The organism is Silvimonas sp., from assembly GCF_031291215.1.
GTDB classification, from domain to species: Bacteria; Pseudomonadota; Gammaproteobacteria; order Burkholderiales; family Chitinibacteraceae; genus Silvimonas; species Silvimonas soli.
This window is the reverse complement of sequence record NZ_JARLJK010000117.1, coordinates 54,660-75,365: the sequence shown is the minus strand read 5'-3', so window position 1 is coordinate 75,365 and position 20,706 is coordinate 54,660. Positions and strand designations below refer to the sequence as shown.

Sequence of the window (20,706 nt, the reverse complement as noted above, 5' to 3'; positions counted from 1 at the left end):
TACCTGGTCGATTGGGCTTGTCTAGTTCAAATGGACTAGATCGCCCTGGCCAACTGGCGGTTGAGTCTGGTTCTTCTGCATGGGCCAGTCAGCACTTCTGGCCAATTTAGTTGCAGCGGCAACTTATATAGCCTTGGGACATATCTCATCTCACGGACAAATCATCATGGCGTCTGCCGCTGTCATCTCTCGCTGGGAGCCGGAAGATTCCGCTTTCTGGCAAAACTCGGGCGAAAAAGTTGCTAAACGCAACCTGTGGATTTCCATTCCCTGTTTGCTGCTGGCGTTTTCGATCTCCATCATGTGGAGCATCGTGGTGCTGAAAATGCCGTTGATTGGCTTTCAGTACACCAAAGACCAGTTGTTCTTGCTGACCGCGCTGCCCATGTTGTCCGGCGCCACCCTGCGGATTTTCTACAGCTTTCTGCCTTCGATTCTGGGTGGCCGTAAATGGACGACCATTTCCACTGCGTCTTTGCTGATCCCTGCTATCTGGCTGGGTTACGCCGTGCAAGATGCTTCAACGCCTTACCCGACCATGCTGATCATTGCGTTGCTAACCGGCCTGGGTAGCGGCAACTTTGCCAGTTCCATGGCCAATATCGCGTATTTCTTCCCGAAGAAGCAAAAAGGTTATGCAAATGGCATGAATGCCGGTTTGGGTAATCTGGGTGTATCGGTCGCGCAATTTGTGATGCCAATGGCTATTACCGCCGGTATGTTCGGCGTGTTTGGTGGCGATCCGCAAAGCTTTGTCAAAGATGGTGTAGAGCACCATATCTGGCTGCAAAATGCCGGTTTTGTCTGGGTGCCGTTTATCATTGCGTCCAGTATTGCCGCCTGGTTTGGCATGAACGATTTGTCCAGCGCCAAGGCCTCGTTTGCCGAGCAAGCAGTGATTTTTCGTCGCAAAGATAACTGGCTGATGTGCTGGCTGTATCTGGGTACCTTTGGCAGCTTTATCGGTTTCTCGTCTGCGTTTGCGCTGCTGACCAAAACCCAGTTCACCGGGATCGATGTCACGTCGTTTGTGTTTATCGGACCGTTGATTGGTGCGCTGATCCGTCCGGTGGGCGGTTGGGTTTCCGACAAGGTGGGCGGTGCCAGAGTGACGCTGGGTGTGTTTGCCTTGATGATTGTGGCGGTGGGTATGGCCTTGAGTTTTCTGCCGCATCAGGGCGCGGGCGGTAGTTTCTGGGGCTTCTTCATGTCCTTCCAGGCTTTGTTTATCCTGGCCGGGATTGGTAACGGTTCTACCTATCGGATGATCCCCACCATTTTTGTGAGTACCGCACAGCGCGAAGCCAAAAAGCTGGGTACTTCCATGCAAGTTGCTGAAGTGGACGGCGTGCGGGAGTCGGCTGCTGCCGCTGGCTTTATCAGTGCTATTGGCGCATACGGTGGCTTCCTGATTCCGCAACTGTTTGGCTTTTCGATGAAAGCCACGGGCGAAGCTGAAACCGCCTTGTATGTGCTGATGGCCTTCTACGTTACTTGTGTGCTGCTGACCTGGTGGCGTTATGCCCGTAAAGGCGCTGACATGCCTTGCTGATACCAGGCCAGGCACCGCAAAACAAAAACAGCGCCGCTTATGCAGGCGCTGTTTTTGTCTGGACGGGACTCAGTGCTGTAGCAGCACTTGCTCGCCAGCAGCTGTAATTTGCCAGCCATAAATAGGCCGTGCCTCAATCAACGGCGGGTCGGTGTCCATCAAGTGGCGTACCTGGCTAAAATCCAGACCGATGGATTTGCCTTCGGCGGCTTCGCGCAGGATGTACAGATCTTGGGGGGTCAGCTCAGCCAGTGTGGTCATGTTTATCTCCATCAGATGCAGTTTGCCGAACGGCGACCAGCCAGATTCACAGGTGGGCTGACTGGTGTTCGATACTGGCGCCATTAGACCGCGTTGGCGGGGCTGGTAATGCCAAACACATTCTCATTTGCGTGTCAGACAAATGCCGACGGTCATTTGGGGGATGCCGGATTCTGCCGGATGCGTTGCAATGGCATGCTGGGTTTACATCTCCAGAATCGTTCAGCGAGTCTCTGCCGAAAGGGAAGGTCCCATGTTTCGCCGCACCCGGTTTTGTTTTCAGTGGCTCCAGTTTGCGCTGGTCAGCTTGTTGCTGGCTGGTGTTGCCAGTGCGGCGGAAAACCACGCCAACGCTTTGCAGGCCCACTACGCTGCTTTGACCACCCAGTTGCAGCACAACGCTTTTGGCCAGCCGCTGGTGCTTGAATCCAGCCAGACTGACAGTCAACTCAAGGGCGAAATTTACGCCGTGGTCGATCACCCGTTTGCGGAGTTCAAAGCCGCAGTAAATGACCCGGCGCACTGGTGCGATATCCTGATCCTGCATTTGAATATCAAGTATTGCCACATCGGGGCGACAGCAGAGCAACTGGTGGTGTATGTGGGTCGCAAAGTGGATCAGCCGCTCACCGCCGCGCATGAACTGGATTTTTCCTGGCATTCGCTTGCTGCCGACGCCGGTTATTCAAATGTGGTGCTGCACGCCGGTAATGGCCCCATGGGCACACACGATTACCGGATCAATCTGGAATCCATTCCGCTGGATTCAGGCCATAGTTTTGTGCATCTGTCTTATGCCTATGGCTATGGCCTCACCGCCAAACTGGCTTTGCAAAGCTATCTGGGGACGTTGGGCAGCGACAAGGTGGGCTTTACCCAGATTGATGGGCAACCTGTGGGCGGTGTGCGCGGTCTGGTTGAGCGCAACACCATCCGCTACTACCTGGCCATTGAATCATGGCTGGGGGCGCAATCCGCTCCGGCCGAGCAGCAGCCGGAACTGCGCATGCGCAACTGGTTTACCGCCACCGAGCGTTATCCGCGCCAGTTGCATGAAATGGATCTGGACGAATACATGGCCATGAAGCGCAATGAATATCGGCGGCAACAAAAACCGGTGGCCGGGTAATGCGTTGCGAGCGTCCCCGCCGGTACTAAAGCTCGCCGTCTGCGGGGAACAAACCCACCACGCCATTAATCATGCGTCGCCAGATGCCCGCCTGCGGCTCACTGGTGTAGGTCACCGGCGCGCCGTTTTCCTCGCTTACCCATTGCAAGTCGCGCGAACTGGCCGGTTCGGATGAATCGGCCGGATCAAACTCGACGTGATAACTGTATTTTGGCGTGGCCGCGGTATCGTAAAGCTGGGCCACATGCTGGGCCAGCGCCGGGCTTTCAATCAGCACTGCTTGTTCCGTGTTCAGGTTGACTGAGCGCGGGTCCAGGTTGAACGAGCCGATCATCAAGATGCGCCGATCAATCACATAAGCTTTGGTGTGCAAACTGGCACGCGACGAGCCACCGGACAAACCCAGTCCTTTAACGCCCGCCACTGGCTTGAATTCATAGAGCTGCACGCCGCTGGCCAGTAATGCTTTGCGATATTTGCGATAAGCCGAATGCACTGCCGCCACGTCGGTAGATGCTAAGGAGTTGGTCAACACTTTGACCTGCACACCGCGTTGTTGCAGCGCGCCCAGCGTGGCAGTGCCGCCATCGCGTGGCACAAAGTACGCCGAGAGAATGATGAACTCGTGGTGGGCCTGCTGCAGCGCCAGTGCCAGACCGCGCCCCGGTTTGCTGCCGGCATGATCCTGCGCATGTTCGTCGTCCGGCTCAACTTTGGATGGGCTGTCCACCGCCAGCCAGGCTTGCGCCCAGATCAACTGGCCAGTGGCCTTGTTCAACAGTGCATTGGCACTGGCCGCATCCGGTATCGGCAACAGCATTACATCCGTTGCTGTCCCCGGTGCTTGTGGTGGCGAGACGGGATTGGCCTGCAAGCTGGCGACGGCTTCTGCGCTTGGCGGGCGGGATTCCAGCGCGGGTAGCGGGTAGCTCTCTTTGCTGTTCCAGTAGCGATCAAAACTGGCTTCCAGCCGTCCGGGCAAATTGCCTGCGGTCAGCACGTCCAGATCGCGAAAATTCATGTCAGCGCGAGCATCAAAATATTGATCGGCCAGATTGCGACCGCCAATGATCGCCATCACGCCGTCGGCAATCAGCGACTTGTTGTGCATGCGCCGCTCAAGATGATCGTAGTCGCCCAGCATGGCCGATGCTCTGGCCAGAAACGAGCGCCCGCCGGTGGTGATCGGGTTGAATATACGCACTTCAAAATTGGGCTGGACCGCCATGACGGCGAGTGCGTCATCCGGAGCGTCCAGGTTCAGATCATCCAGCAAGACGCGCACGCGCACGCCCCGGCGAGATGCCGCCAGAAGTGCGTTCAGGATCGCCGTGCCGGTTCGGTCTTGCGCGGCGGCGTAATACTGCAGATCAAGTGAAGTTCGCGCTTGTTGAATCAGCGCCAGGCGCGCTTCAAAAGCTTCTTTGCCGCTCACCAGCAGATAAAAGCCGGATTGCTCGGAGTCGATTCCGGCGGGCTGGTGCACCGACTGAGCCAGCGGGCCGGTTTTGTCAGCGGCCAGTGCATGCGTGGCCGGGCGTGGAAAGTCTGCCAGCGGCGCACGCGTGGCGCAGCCACTGGCCAATGTCAGCAGCAACAGCAGGGTGACCGAACGGCAATGGAACGCAAAGCGGTTCATTGGATGCTCTTTTAATTGATGGGCCGATGGGGCCTTGGGCTTGTTCTGGTCTGCCTCCCGCAGGCAAACAGCCCTTTCCAGGGTAAGCCGAAATTAAAGACATTGCTGAACGATTTCTGTCGGCGGCAGGCGGCAATGCCCGTCCGTAAAGTGCTGATAAGGTCGCGCCCTACCTGGCCAAAAGAACTAGTCCTTTCTAGCTCCTCTCCCTTGGCTCGACACCCCCACTGACGAATATTCGGCGCCGCAGCACCCGCCTAGCATGGAGTCCAATGGCGCTTGTCCCTTTTTGGCGAGCGCAACCATGCTCAAAACGGGGTTCGCATGAGTCACATTCTCGACCGCTTGAAATTCCTCTCCCGCACGCGGGATACCTTTGCCGACGGCCACGGCGTTGTGGTCAATGAAGACCGCAAGTGGGAAGACGGTTACCGTAATCGCTGGACACACGACAAGGTCGTGCGCTCTACCCACGGCGTGAATTGCACCGGCTCCTGTTCGTGGCGTGTGTTTGTCAAAAACGGCCTGATCACTTGGGAACTGCAGCAAACCGATTACCCGCGCACCCGGCCCGATCTGCCCAACCATGAACCGCGTGGCTGCCCGCGTGGCGCGTCGTATTCCTGGTATGTGTATTCGGCGCAGCGCGTTAAATATCCAATGATTCGTGGTCGACTGGCCAAACTGTGGCGCGAAGCCCGCCAGACCATGGGCCCGATCGACGCCTGGAAGTCCATCGTTGAAGACAAAGCCAAGTCGGACTCCTACAAGCAGGTACGTGGCTTGGGTGGTTTTGTACGGACCACGTGGGACGAAGTCACTGAGCTGATCGCCTCTGCCAACGCGTATACGGTCAAACAATACGGCCCGGATCGCGTGATTGGTTTCTCGCCTATTCCGGCGATGAGCATGGTGAGTTACGCCGCTGGTGCACGTTATCTGGGCCTGATTGGCGGTGTGCCGCTGAGCTTCTATGACTGGTACTGCGATCTGCCGCCAGCCAGCCCGCAAGTGTGGGGCGAGCAAACCGACGTGCCGGAATCGGCTGATTGGTACAACTCCACTTACCTGATGGTGTGGGGCTCCAATATCCCGATGACCCGTACGCCTGACGCCCACTTCTATACCGAGGTGCGCTACAAGGGCACCAAGACGGTGGCGGTTTCCAGCGACTTTGGCGAAATGGCCAAGTTTGGTGATCTGTGGATGGCCCCGAAGCAAGGCACGGACGCCGCGCTGGCCATGGCGATGGGCCACGTGGTGCTCAATGAATTCCACAAAACCGGCGCATCGGATTACTTCCGCGACTACGGCAAGCAATACACCGACTTCCCGATGCTGGTGACACTGCGCGAGCATGGCAATGGCTTGGTGCCGGATCACTTCTTGCGCGCTTCGATGCTGCCCGATGATCTGGGCGAGGCCAAAAACCCGGACTGGAAAACCGTGCTGGTCGACCAGAAAACCGGCGCGCTGGCCGTACCGAACGGCACCATTGGTTCACGCTGGAACGAAGCCGATGGCCGTAAAGGCAAGTGGAATCTGGAAATGAAAAACCTGGCCGACGGGACGGACGTTGATCCGCAACTGTCGCTCAAGGGCTCGCACGATGAAGCTGCCAGCGTTGGCTTTGGCTACTTTGGCGGCGAACAAGATGATCTGCTGTTCCGCAATGTGCCAGCCAAACGCGTCACCTTGAAAGACGGCAGTACCGCGCTGGTTGCCACTGTGTATGACCTGATGCTGGCCAATTACGGCGTGGATAACGGCATGGGCGGCGCTAACGTCGCCACCTCGTACGATCAAGACATCCCATACACCCCGGCCTGGCAAGTGAAACACACTGGCGTACCAGCCAAAGATGTCGAAGTTATCGCCCGCGAATTCGCGCAAAACGCGCATGACACCCATGGCAAGAGCATGGTGGTGGTCGGCGCGGCGTTGAATCACTGGTTCAACAATGACATGACCTATCGCGGCATCATCAACTTGTTGATGATGTGCGGCTGCGTCGGCCAAAGCGGCGGCGGCTGGGCGCATTACGTGGGCCAGGAAAAACTACGCCCACAACCAGGCTGGACCCCGCTGGCGTTTGCGCTGGATTGGCAACGTCCAGCTCGCCAAATGAACGGCACCTCGTTCTTCTATGCCCACACCAGCCAATGGCGTCACGAAAAACTGGCGGTGTCAGAAATCCTCGGCCCGACCGCCAATGCCAAGCAATACGAAGGCATGTCGCTGATTGATTTCAACGCCAAGTCTGAACGCATGGGTTGGCTACCATCTGCCCCGCAGCTGGAAACCAATCCGCTGGATGTGGTGCGCCAGGCTGAAGCAGCGGGTGTGAATCCAGTTGAGTTTGCCGCGCAATCGCTCAAGAACGGCACGCTCAACATGAGCTGCGACGATCCGGATAACCCCAAGAACTTCCCGCGTAACCTGTTTGTGTGGCGTTCCAATTTGCTGGGCTCGTCGGGCAAGGGCCACGAGTACTTTCTCAAGTATTTGCTCGGCACGCAAAACGCCGTGTTCAGCGACGAAAACGACGCCATCAAGCCATCAGAAGTGAAAGTCCGCCCCGCCGCCGAAGGCAAACTGGACTTGCTGACCGTGCTGGATTTCCGCATGTCCACCACGTGTCTCTACGGCGATATCGTGCTGCCAACAGCCACATGGTATGAAAAAGACGACCTGAACACGTCTGACATGCACCCGTTCATTCATCCACTGAGCGAAGCCGTGCAACCGCTGTGGCAAAGCAAGAGCGACTGGGAAATCTACAAGGCCATCGCCAAGAAGTTCACCGAAATCGCTGGCCCGTATCTGGGTGTGCAAAAAGACCTGGTACTCACGCCGCTGATGCATGACAGCCCGGGCGAACTGGGTCAGCCGTTTGCGCCAAAAGACTGGAAGCATGGCGAATGTGATCTGATCCCCGGCAAAACCGCGCCGAACATGACCGTGGTTGAGCGCGACTACAACCGCATCTACGAGAAATTCACCACCATCGGCCCGTTGCTGAAAAACGTGAACAACGGCGGCAAGGGCATCTTCTGGAAAACCGGCACCGAGATTGACGAGCTGGCGTTGTTGAACGGCGTAGCGGCCAACGGCCAGCCCAAGCTGGAAACGGCGATTGATGCGGCCGAGATGATTCTGACCTTGGCGCCGGAAACCAATGGCCACGTGGCGGTGAAATCGTGGAAGGCGTTGTCGGAAGTCACTGGCCGCGATCACACCCATCTGGCCATTGGCCGCGAACACGACAAGATTCACTTCCGCGATGTACAAGCGCAGCCGCGCAAGATCATCAGTTCGCCAACCTGGTCAGGCATTGAGTCGGAAGAAGTCAGCTACAACGCCGGTTACACCAACGTGCACGAAATGATCCCGTGGCGCACGCTCACTGGCCGTCAGCAGTTCTATCAAGACCACCGCTGGATGCTCGATTTTGGCGAAGGCCTGTGTGTGTACAAGCCGCCAGTCGATCTGAAAACCGTCGCGCCGATGCTGGGCAAGTCGCCCAACGGTGAGAAAGAGATTGTTCTCAATTTCATCACGCCGCATCAGAAGTGGGGCATTCACTCCACGTATTCAGACAACCTGCGCATGCTCACCTTGAGCCGTGGCGGCCCGCACGTGTGGGTATCTGAAGCTGACGCCAAAAAAGCCGGGCTGGTGGATAACGACTGGGTTGAAGCTTTCAACAGCAACGGCACGCTGACTGCCCGCGTGGTGGTATCGCAACGCGTGCCGGACGGCATGATCTTGATGTACCACGCCCAGGAAAAAATCGTGAACGTGCCCGGTGCCGAAATGAGCGGCAAACGTGGCGGTATCCACAATTCGGTAACCCGTACCGTGACCAAACCGACGCACATGATTGGCGGTTATGCGCAGCAAGCGTATGGCTTCAATTACTACGGCACCGTAGGCGCCAACCGTGATGAGTTCATCATTTTGAGAAAGATGAAGAACGTCGACTGGATGGAAGGCCCGCTGGTAGAAGGAGAACAAAAATGAAAATCCGCGCCCAAGTAGCCATGGTGCTGAACCTGGACAAGTGCATCGGTTGCCATACCTGTTCGGTGACCTGTAAAAACGTCTGGACCAGTCGCGATGGCGTTGAATATGCCTGGTTTAATAACGTTGAGACCAAACCTGGCATCGGCTACCCCAAGGAATGGGAAAACCAGAAGAAGTGGAAAGGGGGCTGGAACCGCTTGCCGAACGGAAAACTGGAGCCTCGCCAAGGCGGCAAGCTGCGCATTCTGGCCAGTATGTTCGCCAACCCGAACCTGCCGGAAATTGACGATTACTACGAGCCGTTTACCTACGACTACGAACATCTGCAAAACGCCAAAGAATCGCAAACGCCGCCAACCGCGCGGCCAGTCTCGGTACTGACCGGCAAGAAAATGGACAAGATCCACTGGGGCCCGAACTGGGAAGACGATCTGGGTGGTGAGTTCTCGGCGCGCTCCAAAGACGCGCTGTTTGAAGGCATCCAGAAAGAGATGCACGCCACCTTTGAAAACACTTTCATGATGTATTTGCCACGGCTGTGCGAGCACTGCCTGAACCCGGCATGCGTTGCCTCGTGCCCATCCGGCTCGGTCTACAAGCGTGAAGACGATGGCATTGTGCTGGTCGATCAGGACAAATGTCGCGGCTGGCGCATGTGTATTTCTGGCTGTCCGTACAAGAAGATTTACTACAACTGGCAGTCCGGCAAGGCCGAGAAATGCACCTTCTGTTATCCGCGTATTGAAGGCGGCCAGCCGACCGTATGTTCTGAATCGTGCGTGGGCCGGATTCGCTATCTGGGCGTGATGCTGTACGACGCTGACTTGATCGCCGATGCCGCCAGCGTGGCCGACGAAAAAGACCTGTACGAGTCGCAACTCAAGGTCTTCCTCGATCCGCATTCGCCCGAAGTCCAGGCTGAAGCGCGCAAGCAGGGCATTCCGGATTCATGGATCGATGCCGCCACCAAATCGCCGGTGTACAAAATGGCGATGGAATGGAAGATTGCCTTCCCGCTGCACCCTGAATATCGCACCTTGCCGATGGTCTGGTACGTGCCGCCGTTGTCGCCCATCCAGTCGGCTGCTGAGCGCGGTGTGCTGGGTAAGAACGGCATTCTGCCGGACGTGAAAGAACTGCGGATTCCCGTGCGTTATCTGGCGAACTTGCTGACCGCAGGCGATGAAAAACCAGTGCTGAGTGCGCTGGATCGCATGCTGGCGATGCGTGCTTATATGCGCGACAAGACCGTGCACAAGACCGAGAACCTGGATGTACTGAATCAGGTTGGGTTGAGCAAGGCCGAAGTCGAAGATATGTACAAGATCATGGCGATTGCCAATTACGAAGATCGTTTCGTTATTCCGTCCAGCCACAAGGAAATGGTCGAAGACAGCTTTAACGATAAAGGCTCGTGCGGCTTTACCTTTGGCAATGGCTGTTCGGGTGGCGTTTCGACTGAGGGGCTGTTTGGTCAGCGTAAACAAGGCTCGACCATTTTTGTGGATATGCCTAAATCGCGCAAAAACTCGGAGGTGGAGTGATGAGTGTATCCCTGCATATTCCTGAAACCATCCACTTCCAGGTGATGTCCGCGCTGTTGCAATACCCGGAACAAGACCTGCTCGATGCATTGCCTGAACTGGACCGCCTGCTGGCCGATTCGCCGGATGGCTTGCGACTGAAGCTGGCGCCGCTGTTGCAGTACTTGAGTGGGCTGGCGCTGATTGAGGCGCAGGAAAACTACGTCGATACGTTTGATCGGGGCCGCAAATATTCGCTGCATCTATTCGAGCATATCCACGGCGAAAGCCGTGACCGCGGTCCGGCTATGGTCGACCTCATGGAAGCCTACAAACAGAATGGCTTGCAGATCGAAGCCAATGAGCTGCCGGACTATTTACCGCTGATGCTGGAGTTTCTCGGCGGTGTCTCTCCCGAGATTGCGTTGTCGTTCCTCGATGAAGCCGTGCATGTGATCGCGGTGATTGGCGAGCGCCTGGCCGAGAAATCCTCGCCGTACGCTTGTGTGTTCAGCACCTTGGTGAGCCTGGCCAGCGTCAAGCCACTGCCGTTGGTGCAACCGCCGGTCCGCGATATGGATGAAGCGCTGGAAACTTTCGGTCCCAATGTTGAGGGCGTCGAGCCATTGCTGGGCAAGCCGGGCACGCAAACCGTGCAGTTTTATCCACGTCAGGCAGCGCGCCCGGCGGCGTGAGGCGCGATTGCTGGCAAGCCGCAAGCGTAGTTCCCTCTTTCGCAAAGAGGGGCTAGGGGAGATTGGGTTTCCGCGAGCCGAGCCGCAATGGTTGGTTCGGTATTGCAGCCATCTCCCCCTGCCCCTCTTCCAAAAGAGGGGAGTAGTAGCCTGGCTGGCGTAATTGTGATTGAGGAGCTTATTTGATGAATGACTTTCTGTTTGGCATCTACCCCTATATCGGGCTGGCCATTTTTCTGTTCGGCAGTCTGGTGCGCTTCGAGCGCGAGCAGTATTCGTGGAAAAGCGAATCCACCCAATTGATCCGCCGTGGCCAATTGCGTTTGGGTTCGTATCTGTTTCATATCGGCATCTTGATGGTGTTTGCGGGGCATCTGGGCGGCCTGTTAACGCCAATCTGGGTATGGGATGCACTGGGCGTAGCGCACAGCACCAAGCAAATGATCGCCATGGTGGCCGGTGGTGTGTTTGGCTCGATGACACTGGTTGGCTTGTTGGTGCTGCTACATCGCCGTTTTAGTGATGAACGACTGAAAGCTTTGACCAACTGGCGCGACAAACTGACTCTAGGATGGATTCTGGTGACCTTGTTGCTGGGCCTGTCGACGATTTTCATCTCCAAAGACCATATGGATGGCCACATGATGACGCTGTTTATGGCATGGGCGCAGCATATCGTCACCTTCCAGGCTGGCGCTGCTGACCTGATCGCCCAAGCGCCAACGCTGTTCAAGGTGCATATGTTTATGGGGATGTCGTTGTTTGTGATCTTCCCGTTTACCCGCTTGGTGCACGTATGGAGCGGCTTTGGCTCCGCCACGTATCTAGTCCGGGCATGGCAGGTGGTGCGGCCACGCGGTTGAAGACCTCTCACAAGACCGGTAGCCCGGATGGAGGCCGCAGGCCGGGAATCCGGGGAACAATACTGGCAAGAATGAGCGCCTGCCCCAATTGATGGCATGACAATCCCGGATTCCCGCTACTCTCCATCCGGGCTACGTAGTTACATAAGCCATTCATAAAGCATAATTAGCGGCATACAATGGAAGCACCATGAACGCACCGCTGCATCAACTTGCTAAACCAGTTCTGACCGACCGCTTCGGGCGGCGGGTGGATTACGTGCGGTTGTCGGTCACTGACCGCTGCGATCTGCGCTGTTCTTACTGCATGCCCAAAGGCTTTCACGGCTTTGAAGAGCCAGAACATTGGCTCACCTTCGATGAAATCGAACGCCTGGTCGCCGCCTTTGCCCGTTTGGGAGTAGGGCGCATTCGGTTGACTGGCGGCGAACCGCTGCTGCGCCGCAATTTGCCAGACTTGGCCGCCCGCCTCAAAGCCTTGCCGGGGTTGCATGATCTATCGCTTTCCACCAATGCCACGCAACTGGCTAAACACGCCAAAGCATTGCATCAGGCGGGCGTTGATCGCCTCAATATCAGCCTGGATACATTGGATGGTGCCTGTAATGCACACATCACTGGCCGCGATACTTTCGATGCGGTGATGCGCGGCATTTACGCCGCCAAAGAAGAAGGCTTTGCGCCGATCAAACTGAATATGGTGGCAATGAAAGGCGTGAACGATCACGAGATCGAACGCATGGCCGAATTCGCCATGGAGCACGACTTTATCCTGCGGCTGATCGAAGCCATGCCCATGGGCGAGACTGGCCGTAACGCGCAATATCTCGATCTGGGGCCGGTGCGCGAGCGGCTGGTAGAGCGCTTTGGCCTGGTGCCAGAGGTCCACGAACTCGGGGGTGGACCGGCGCGTTACTGGATGACGCCCGATGGGGGTGGGCGGATTGGCTTCATCACGCCGATTTCGCAGCATTTCTGCGCCACCTGTAATCGCGTACGTCTGGCGGTGGACGGCACGCTGTATATGTGTCTGGGTCAGGAAGAGAAATTCGAATTCCGCCCATTGCTGCGTGACGGCGCGACCGACGCGGAACTGGAAAACGCCATCCGCCTGGCCATTGAACTGAAACCGGAACGCCACGAGTTCCGCGAAACGCCAGGCAAGATCGTGCGTTTCATGTCGCAAACCGGCGGTTGATTTGACTCGTCGCGTCTTCGGCCTGGTTGGCAGTTCCGGCAGTGGCAAAACCACCTTGCTCGAAAAGCTGATCGTCATATTCACGGCGCGTGGCGTCAGCATTAACGCCATCAAGCATTCGCATCATGACATCATGCTAGAACCGCCAGACAAAGACAGCGCCCGTTTTCGCGCTGCCGGAGCGGCGGAGGTGATGGTGGTGTCGCCGTATCGCTATGCCATCTTCCATGAACTGCGTGATGCGCCGGAGCCGGACATCCACCAGCAGTTGCAGCGCCTGGCGCCAGCTGATCTCACCTTGATTGAAGGCTTTCGCCAGCATCCGTATCCCAAGCTGGAAGTCTGGCGCGCCGCCAATGGCAAACCGCCGCGGTTTGTGGCTGAGCCGACCATTATCAGTCTGGTGAGCAATGACGTTGCGCCCGTAGCACATCAACTGACCTGCTTCGAACTGGATAACGTTGAAGCCATCGCCGACTTTATCCTGCAGTCCGCCCAAGCCATCGAATAACGCTGCCGCATTATCCGGCGCGTGGAAAAACAGCATGCAAACCGAGCCGGTAATCATTAAACCCAACACGCAGCTTAGACCTGCACGTCAGCTCTCCATGCGGGTGCTGGCAGTGCTGGCCGCAACGTTGGCGGTCGGTTTGATGGCGATAGGCATCACCTTGTACCTGTCATGGCAGCTGGAGGGTGGCGGGGCGGCCATCAACGCCGCTGGCAGTTTGCGCATGCGCACCTACAAAATGGGTCTGACGCTGGAGCATTACGCCGCCAATCATGATCCGGTACTCGCTACCAGGCTCAAAGACGAGCAGAAAGAGTTCCAGCAAACGCTGGATCTGCTGCGCGAAGGTGATCCGGCGCGACCGTTGTATCTGCCCAATGATCCGCAAGTCAAACAGCAATTTGCGCAGATCGAAGAGAACTACCAACGCTGGACAGCTCAGTGGCTAGACCCGGTAATGCGCGGCCAGCGGCTGGCTGACTGGCAAGTGTTTCGTGGCGATCTGGACCAGTTTGTCGACCAGGTGAACCAACTGGTGCTGTCGATTGAACAGCTCAATACCAACCGCACGCTGTGGTTGCGCTTGTCGCAGATGTTCCTGATCGCCTTGGCCATTGCCGGGGCGATTACGCAGATTTACCTCATGTTCTTGCTGATCTTCCGGCCGCTGGGGCGATTGCGCGAAGGTATCGCACGCATGACAGTGCAGGACTTTACCGTGCGCCTGCCCATAGAAACCCGCGATGAATTTGGCGAAGTCCAGCAAGGTTTTAACCAGATGGCAGATCATCTGGCAGAAGCCTACAGCTCGCTGGAGCAACGGGTGCTGGAGAAAACGGCAGAACTCAACGCCCAGAATCGTGAACTGTCTTTGTTATATGACGTGGTTGCTTTTGTGAACGGGCCGCAAACGGCACATGCCCTGTGCCACGGCGTACTGGAGCGGCTCGTCGCCTGGTTTGGTGCGGATGCGGGTAGCGTGCGGGTGATTGATCCGCTGGAGGACTCGGCCTGGTTGATGACCAGTGTTGGCTTGCCCGAGAGCTTGCGTGAGGCCGAGATCTGCCGACATCCGCAAGATTGTCATTGCGGCCCGACGCAGCAAGGGCAGACGGTCATCAAGCAAATGCGCTACAGCCCGGTAATGCCGCAGCTGCCGTGCGCAGAAGCGGGCTTTGCCCAGGTCAGCGCCTTTCCGATTGGCGCGGGTGAGTCTTATCTGGGGTTGATTACGCTGCATTTTGTCGGCCAGCGGCAGATTGCAGAACGCGAAACGCAATTGCTGACCACGCTAGGCCAGCATCTGGGTATTGCGCTGGAAAACCTGCGGCTGGCGGCCCGGGCGCGGGAACTGGCGGTGTCGGAAGAACGCAATCTGATGGCGCAAGGTTTGCACGACAGCATTGCGCAGGGCCTGAGCTTTTTGAATCTGCAAGTGCAAATGCTGGATGATTCGCTCAAACGCAATGCCCTGGACGAGGCTAAAGATGTCGTGCCGATGTTGCGGGCCGGGGTGACAGAAAGTTATGACGATGTGCGCGAACTGCTGCTTAATTTCCGCACCCGTTTGCAAGAAGGCGACTTGCCAGGGTCCATGCGTACCGTCATCGATAAATTCCGCAAACAGACCGGGATTACCACTTCGCTGACATTGAGCGGGCAGGGACGGCCGCTGCTGGCCGATGCGCAATTGCAACTGCTGTTTATTTTGCAAGAAGCACTATCCAATGTGCGCAAGCACGCGCAGGCCACTCAGGTTGAAGTGGTTTTGCACAACGATGCGCCACTGCGTTTGCTGATCAAAGACAACGGACGTGGTTTTGATGCATTGCAAATGGCCAGCCGCGCAGAGCGCCACGTGGGCCTGAATATCATGCGGGAACGCGCCGAGCGGTTGGGCGCGCAACTGGAATTCATTAACGAAAAAGGCGTGACCGTGGCGTTGACCATGGCGCGTACCGCACACGAAACCGCCAATGAAATGGCTCAGGGAGAGGGTTCGCATGCCCAACGCGATCCGCGTACTGCTGGTTGATGACCACACTTTGTTTCGTAGCGGCATACGTCTGCTGCTAGGGCGCCAGGCCGGGCTGGAAGTGGTAGGGGAAGCCGCCGATGGTGCCGAGGCGGTCAAATTTGTGCATGCTTTACAGCCAGACGTGGTGCTGCTGGACCTGAACATGCCCGGCTTGTCTGGCGTGGAAGCGCTACGGCTGATGCTACAAGACGTCCCGACGTTGGCAGTGCTGATGCTGACAGTTTCGGAAGATGCCGAAGACTTGGCAACGGCCTTACGCGCCGGTGCGCGGGGTTATCTGCTCAAGAATATCGACGCGGAATATCTGGTCAGCGCCATCCATCGCGCCCACGCCGGTGAGGCCGTGGTGGCCGAGGCCATGACTGCCAAGCTGGTTCAACAGTTTCGCGTGGCCAGCGCCACGCCAGCCGTACCGCGTGACGATGAAAAACTCACACCAAGAGAACGGGAGATTCTGGGCTACCTGGCTTTGGGCGAGAGCAACAAGGTTATTGCGCGACGGCTGGATCTGGCAGAAAGCACCATCAAGATTCATGTACAGAACATCCTGAAGAAGCTGAGTTTATCCAGCCGGGTGCAAGCTGCTGTATATGCGGTCGAGCACGGTTTGGGCGCCAGTGAAGCGGGTCAGTAACCGATTGGATGCACCTGTCTGGCATCAAAGCCCGCAGGATGGCGGCTTGCCGCGCGTCAGACCGCTATTCGCTCGTCATGAAATTGGGCAATTCTGCCTTCGTGCTTATCGCCGCTTTTGTTAAGCTGCGCGGGTTTGTCTGAACCTCAGACCTCAGTAACCTGTTACCCGGAATCAAACATGCTGGAAACCTCCGCAAAACCGCTGCGCCCAGGCCTGCTGGAACGTTATTTCAAACTGCGTGAGCATGGTACGGATGCGCGTACCGAAGTGATCGCCGGGATCACCACGTTTCTCACCATGGTTTACATCATTTTTGTAAACCCGCAGATTCTCTCGAACGCGGGCATGGATACCCAGGCGGTGTTCGTGGTGACGTGCTTGATCGCCGCCGTGGGCAGCATCGCCATGGGTCTGGTTGCCAATCTGCCCATCGCGCTGGCACCGGCCATGGGCCTGAATGCCTTCTTTGCTTTTGTGGTGGTGGGCGGGCAGCATCTGACCTGGCAAGTGGGCATGGGCGCCATTTTCTGGGGCGCAGTCGGGTTCTTTCTGCTGACTGTTTTGCGCGTACGTTATTGGTTGATCGCCAATATTCCGCAGTCTTTGCGCGTCGGCATTGCCGCCGGTATCGGCCTGATGATCGCCCTGATGGGTTTGCACAATGCCGGGATCGTCGTCGCCAGCCCGGCCACTATGGTCACCGTGGGTAACCTGACTTCCTTGCCATGCGTGCTGGGCGCGCTGGGCTTTTTCATCATCGCCATTCTGGCTTCGCGCGGGATACACGCCGCGGTGCTGATCGCCATCGCCGTAACTACCGCCTTGGGGTTCATGTTTGGAGATGTGAAATTCCACGGTATTGCCGCCATGCCACCCGCTATTGGTGCGGTTTTCGGGCAACTGGCTATCAAAGATGCCTTCAGTCTGGGTATGGGCGGGGTGATTTTCTCGTTCATGCTGGTGAGCCTGTTTGACTCATCGGGCACCTTGATCGGCGTGGCCAGCAAAGCGGGTCTGGCTGATGAAAATGGCCGCTTCCCGCGCATGAAGCAAGCACTGTTGGTCGATAGCACCAGTTCCATGCTCGGCGCGTTTATGGGTACGTCGGCCATTTCCACATACATTGAAAGCTCCGCTGGTGTGTCGGTTGGGGGCCGTACCGGTCTGACGGCGGTGGTGGTGGGCTTGATGTTTGTGCTGGCGATTTTCTTCTCGCCGCTGGCCGCAATGGTGCCTGCCTACGCTGCTGCTGGCGCGCTGATTTTTGTTGGTGTGTTGATGACTTCCGAACTGGTCAAAGTGGATTGGGAAGACCTGACCGAATGCGTGCCCGCGTTTATCACTGCCGTGATGATGCCGTTCTGTTTCTCGATTACCGAAGGCATTGCTGGTGGTTTCATTGCGTATTGTGTGATGAAAGCCGGGACTGGCCGCTGGCGCCAGTTGCGGGCACCGGTGGTGATGGTGGCGGTGTTGTTCCTGATTAAATTCATCATGGATGGCAGCCATTAACAGCCGCCACGTGGCAAGTACTACCCAACAAAAAGGCCCGCATCTACGCGGGCCTTTTTGTTGGGTGGAAGTCGGGCGCTTTTGCCTGCCCAAGCTTCACGGTAAAGAATCGGTTGGATCAACCGCTTTGCCTTTGTAGCGCAGTTCAAAGTGCAGCATGACTCGCGTGGTGCCGCTATCACCCATGGTGGCGATCTTCTGTCCCTGACTGACGTTATCGCCTTCTTTGACCAGCAACGAATCGTTATGGGCGTAGGCGGTCAGATAGTCTTCGTTGTGCTTGATCACCAGCAGCTTGCCGTAGCCACGAATACCTTCGCCAGCGTAAACCACCTTACCTGCAGCAGCGGCGAGAATCGGGTCGCCGCGCTGGCCACCGATATCAATCCCGTTATTGCGGGTGGCTGCGGTTTTCAGCTCAGTGCCTTTGGCGGGCCAGACTAGCGCGAGTTTGGGTGCAGCAGCGGGCGCCGGGGCGGGCGTTGCAGGTTTGGCGGGCGCCGGTTTGGCAGCTGTGCCAGGCGTTGCGGACCCTGCTGTCGGCGGACGCACGCGCAGCACCTGATCGACTTCAATAGAGGTGGTGTCTTTCAGGTTGTTCCAGCGCGCCAGATTCGCCACGGTCTGCCCGTTGTTTGTCGCAATCCGGTACAACGTGTCGCCTTTTTGCACGCGATAAAACCCGGCCGGGACCGGCGTGGCGGGCGTACTGCTGCAAGCAGCGAGCGCCACTGCAAGCAGCAGCGATGCAGAAAAACGGTAAGCAGAACGGCGGTTTAGCGTCACGGAAAATGCCCGGGCGAATGTAATTGGAGCAGATTGTAAGGGCAGTACCGGGATAATCCCAAAACTGCGCGCTGGTATTTGTTGGCGGCAATTGTCCGCGCCATGGCGATAATGAATGGTTACCGATTGCCACACCCAGGATCATGCCGTGAAGCATTCACCCAATATCCAGCGTTTTCTGACCAACTGGCGCGATGAAATGAACAGTGCCGCTTTATATGATGCGCTGGCTGCGGCCGAGGTCGAACCCACGCGCAAAGAAATTTTTCAGCAGTTGGCGGAATCAGAACGCAGCCACGCCAGAATCTGGCTGCATCGACTCGATGCCAATGGCGTGACAATGCCGCGTTTCAGTTTTGATTTCAAAACCCGTTTGCTGCGCCAGTTGATTCGCTGGTTTGGTCCGGGATTTGTCATCAACAGCGTGGCCGCCGCCGAGTTTGCCGATCGCAATAAATATGCCGGTCAGCCCGATGCCGCCGAGTTGTCGGGCGAGGAACGCGGTCATGCAGCGATTGTGCAGGCCATTGCCAGCGGTCCAATCGATGGTCCTACCATTGCCGAAGCAGAGCCGTGGCACAACGGTGTGTCCAGTGGCAACGATTTACGGGCCGCTGTGCTAGGCGCCAACGATGGTCTGGTCTCCAATTTTTGTTTGATCATGGGCGTGGCGGGGGCGGGCGTGGCGGCTCATACGGTACTGTTGACCGGAGTGGCCGGTTTGCTGGCCGGGGCGATGTCGATGGCCTTGGGCGAATGGCTATCGGTGACCAACGCCCGCGAACTGGCCAGTTCACAAATCGCCAAAGAGGCGGAAGAACTGGAGCAAACACCAGAAGCTGAAAAGCACGAGCTGATCTTGATCTATCGCGCCAAGGGCTTGCCCAAGGCCGACGCTGAGCGCATTGCCAACAGCATCATGAAAGACAAAACCGTGGCTCTGGATGCCTTGACGCGTGAAGAGTTGGGTATTGATCCCAAGGAAATGGGCGGCAATCCGTGGCGGGCGGCGTCGACTTCGTTTGTGCTGTTTTCACTGGGCGCATTAATGCCGGTGCTGCCGTTTTTGCTATTCAACGGCTGGCTGGCGATGGCAGGCAGCGTGGTGCTTAGTGCGCTGGCGTTATTGCTGGTGGGCGCTGTGACATCGCTGTTTAACGGGCGCACGGCCGGTTTCTCGGCGTTACGCCAACTGCTCACGGCGGGAGTGTGCGCTGCGGTCACGTTCGGCATGGGCCATGTGTTTGGTGCCGCTTTGTCCTAGCAGATGACGCCCACAGGGCTAGCAGAAGATGGCGTTATTTGAGCTTGTTCCAGGCCGCAATCGCTTCCTTGCGATTGGGTTGCGGGGTGCTGATCACACTGCAATTGCCGTTGCGGCCAAATTTGCTGCATTCCAGCCAGACACGGTTGCCACCGGCTTTGCGGACTTCGGCCACTGCGCCGCATTTGGGGCAGGGATTGATTTCGGGCGTTGGGCTTGGCATGTTCAAATCGCTATGTACTTATGCGTGGAAAAGGGCGGGGAGGGCGGGCCGCTAACAAAGCAATCGGCCACGTCCGCCAGATGAGTTGCTGGCTCAAGCCGCCAGCCAGATCAAGGCAGCCATGCGGCCAGTCTGGTGATCTCGGCGGTAGGAGAAAAAGTTTTCTGCATCGCTTACGGTGCACAGCCCGCCGCCATAGACCTCGGTAACGCCGATGGCGGTCAGGCGTTGATGCGCCAGCGTGTAGATATCGGCCAACCATTTGCCCTCAGTCGCACCGGGTTTGAATGCGCTGGCAGCGGCAGGGTCATGCGCCATAAACGCCGCGCGGACCTCATCGCCCACCTCAAAACGTTCCGGACCAATTGCCGGGCCCATCCACGCCAGGATTTCGCTCGCAGGCCTGGCCATTTTGTGCACGGTGGCTTCCAGTACGCCATCACACAAGCCACGCCACCCGGCGTGAGCGGCGGCGACGACCGTACCGGCTTGATCGCAAAACAGCACCGGCAGGCAATCGGCTGTCATGATGACTGAGACTTCGTTGGCTTGTGTACTGATGCTGGCATCGGCATCGCAACCGCCTTCGCTGGCTACCGTAATGCCGTGTACCTGATTGAGCCATTTGGGTTCAGCGGGCAGGTAACTACGCAAAATAGCGCGGTTTTCGGCCACTGCCGCCGGATGGTCACCCACATGTTTACCCAGATTGAGCTGATTAAACGGCGGGTTGCTGACGCCACCGACCCGCGTGGTCATCAGCGCCATTACATTGGCGGGTGCTGGCCAGTTGGGCATCAGAAAGCGTGGCGGCTGCGATTGATCCGGTTGGTCTGATTGATCCGATTG

17 protein-coding genes are annotated in these 20,706 nt (G+C 57.3%); 12 read left to right on the top strand and 5 right to left on the bottom strand.

From position 1 onward, the window contains the following. Window positions 1–166 precede the first annotated feature (166 nt). Window positions 167–1,552: a NarK family nitrate/nitrite MFS transporter gene (locus tag P4L78_RS12065; protein WP_283150191.1), complete on the top strand. Its 1,386-nt coding sequence runs from the start codon at window positions 167–169 to the stop codon at window positions 1,550–1,552. Window positions 1,553–1,621: 69 nt separating this feature from the next. Here the strand turns inward: P4L78_RS12065 and P4L78_RS12060 are convergent, their stop codons facing one another. Beyond that, window positions 1,622–1,813 (bottom strand): hypothetical protein, encoded by a 192-nt coding sequence (locus P4L78_RS12060; RefSeq protein ID WP_283150190.1) that lies wholly within the window; start codon window positions 1,811–1,813, stop codon window positions 1,622–1,624. A gap of 253 nt (window positions 1,814–2,066) precedes the next feature. Between P4L78_RS12060 and P4L78_RS12055 the strand changes: the two genes are divergently transcribed. Beyond that, window positions 2,067–2,942: a hypothetical protein gene (locus P4L78_RS12055; protein WP_309328299.1), complete on the top strand. Its 876-nt coding sequence runs from the start codon at window positions 2,067–2,069 to the stop codon at window positions 2,940–2,942. Window positions 2,943–2,967: 25 nt separating this feature from the next. Here the strand turns inward: P4L78_RS12055 and P4L78_RS12050 are convergent, their stop codons facing one another. Then, window positions 2,968–4,581, bottom strand: coding sequence for a phospholipase D family protein (locus P4L78_RS12050; RefSeq protein ID WP_309328298.1), 1,614 nt, complete (start codon window positions 4,579–4,581; stop codon window positions 2,968–2,970). A 324-nt stretch (window positions 4,582–4,905) separates the two neighbouring features. Here P4L78_RS12050 and P4L78_RS12045 point away from each other — a divergent pair, with 324 nt between their 5' ends. From P4L78_RS12045 to P4L78_RS12005, 9 genes are all read left to right on the top strand, one after another. Further along, window positions 4,906–8,604, top strand: a complete 3,699-nt coding sequence (locus P4L78_RS12045; protein ID WP_309328296.1) for a nitrate reductase subunit alpha — start codon at window positions 4,906–4,908, stop codon at window positions 8,602–8,604. Then, on the top strand, window positions 8,601–10,151 hold the full coding sequence (gene narH / locus P4L78_RS12040) for a nitrate reductase subunit beta (RefSeq protein ID WP_309328295.1): 1,551 nt from the start codon (window positions 8,601–8,603) through the stop codon (window positions 10,149–10,151). The genes P4L78_RS12045 and narH overlap by 4 nt, the downstream gene beginning before the upstream one ends. Next, complete coding sequence (gene narJ, locus P4L78_RS12035) at window positions 10,151–10,825, top strand: nitrate reductase molybdenum cofactor assembly chaperone (RefSeq protein WP_309328294.1); 675 nt, start codon at window positions 10,151–10,153, stop codon at window positions 10,823–10,825. Before narH ends, narJ begins: the two co-directional genes overlap by 1 nt. A gap of 185 nt (window positions 10,826–11,010) precedes the next feature. Further along, on the top strand, window positions 11,011–11,688 hold the full coding sequence (narI, locus tag P4L78_RS12030; RefSeq protein WP_309328293.1) for a respiratory nitrate reductase subunit gamma: 678 nt from the start codon (window positions 11,011–11,013) through the stop codon (window positions 11,686–11,688). 190 nt (window positions 11,689–11,878) lie between these two features. Next, complete coding sequence (gene moaA, locus P4L78_RS12025; protein ID WP_309328292.1) at window positions 11,879–12,886, top strand: GTP 3',8-cyclase MoaA; 1,008 nt, start codon at window positions 11,879–11,881, stop codon at window positions 12,884–12,886. Between the two features lies 1 nt (window position 12,887). Next, entirely contained in the window at window positions 12,888–13,397 is a 510-nt protein-coding gene (gene mobB, locus P4L78_RS12020; RefSeq protein WP_283150182.1) for a molybdopterin-guanine dinucleotide biosynthesis protein B, read from the top strand. A gap of 34 nt (window positions 13,398–13,431) precedes the next feature. Next, window positions 13,432–15,432: a type IV pili methyl-accepting chemotaxis transducer N-terminal domain-containing protein gene (locus P4L78_RS12015; protein ID WP_309328290.1), complete on the top strand. Its 2,001-nt coding sequence runs from the start codon at window positions 13,432–13,434 to the stop codon at window positions 15,430–15,432. After that, window positions 15,401–16,069: a response regulator gene (locus P4L78_RS12010; RefSeq protein WP_283150180.1), complete on the top strand. Its 669-nt coding sequence runs from the start codon at window positions 15,401–15,403 to the stop codon at window positions 16,067–16,069. The genes P4L78_RS12015 and P4L78_RS12010 overlap by 32 nt, the downstream gene beginning before the upstream one ends. A 180-nt stretch (window positions 16,070–16,249) precedes the next feature. Further along, window positions 16,250–17,584 (top strand): NCS2 family permease, encoded by a 1,335-nt coding sequence (locus P4L78_RS12005; protein WP_283150179.1) that lies wholly within the window; start codon window positions 16,250–16,252, stop codon window positions 17,582–17,584. 96 nt (window positions 17,585–17,680) lie between these two features. On the opposite strand, the gene P4L78_RS12000 is transcribed toward P4L78_RS12005, so the two are convergent. Then, window positions 17,681–18,370 (bottom strand): peptidoglycan DD-metalloendopeptidase family protein, encoded by a 690-nt coding sequence (locus tag P4L78_RS12000; RefSeq protein ID WP_309328288.1) that lies wholly within the window; start codon window positions 18,368–18,370, stop codon window positions 17,681–17,683. 115 nt (window positions 18,371–18,485) lie between these two features. Here P4L78_RS12000 and P4L78_RS11995 point away from each other — a divergent pair, with 115 nt between their 5' ends. Beyond that, window positions 18,486–19,634, top strand: coding sequence for a VIT1/CCC1 transporter family protein (locus P4L78_RS11995; RefSeq protein ID WP_309328287.1), 1,149 nt, complete (start codon window positions 18,486–18,488; stop codon window positions 19,632–19,634). A 34-nt stretch (window positions 19,635–19,668) separates the two neighbouring features. Here the strand turns inward: P4L78_RS11995 and P4L78_RS11990 are convergent, their stop codons facing one another. After that, a complete protein-coding gene (locus tag P4L78_RS11990) occupies window positions 19,669–19,857 on the bottom strand; it encodes a Lar family restriction alleviation protein (RefSeq protein WP_283150176.1) in 189 nt (62 codons plus the stop codon). Between the two features lie 93 nt (window positions 19,858–19,950). After that, window positions 19,951–20,655, bottom strand: coding sequence for a peptidoglycan editing factor PgeF (gene pgeF / locus P4L78_RS11985; protein WP_309328370.1), 705 nt, complete (start codon window positions 20,653–20,655; stop codon window positions 19,951–19,953). Window positions 20,656–20,706: the final 51 nt, after the last annotated feature.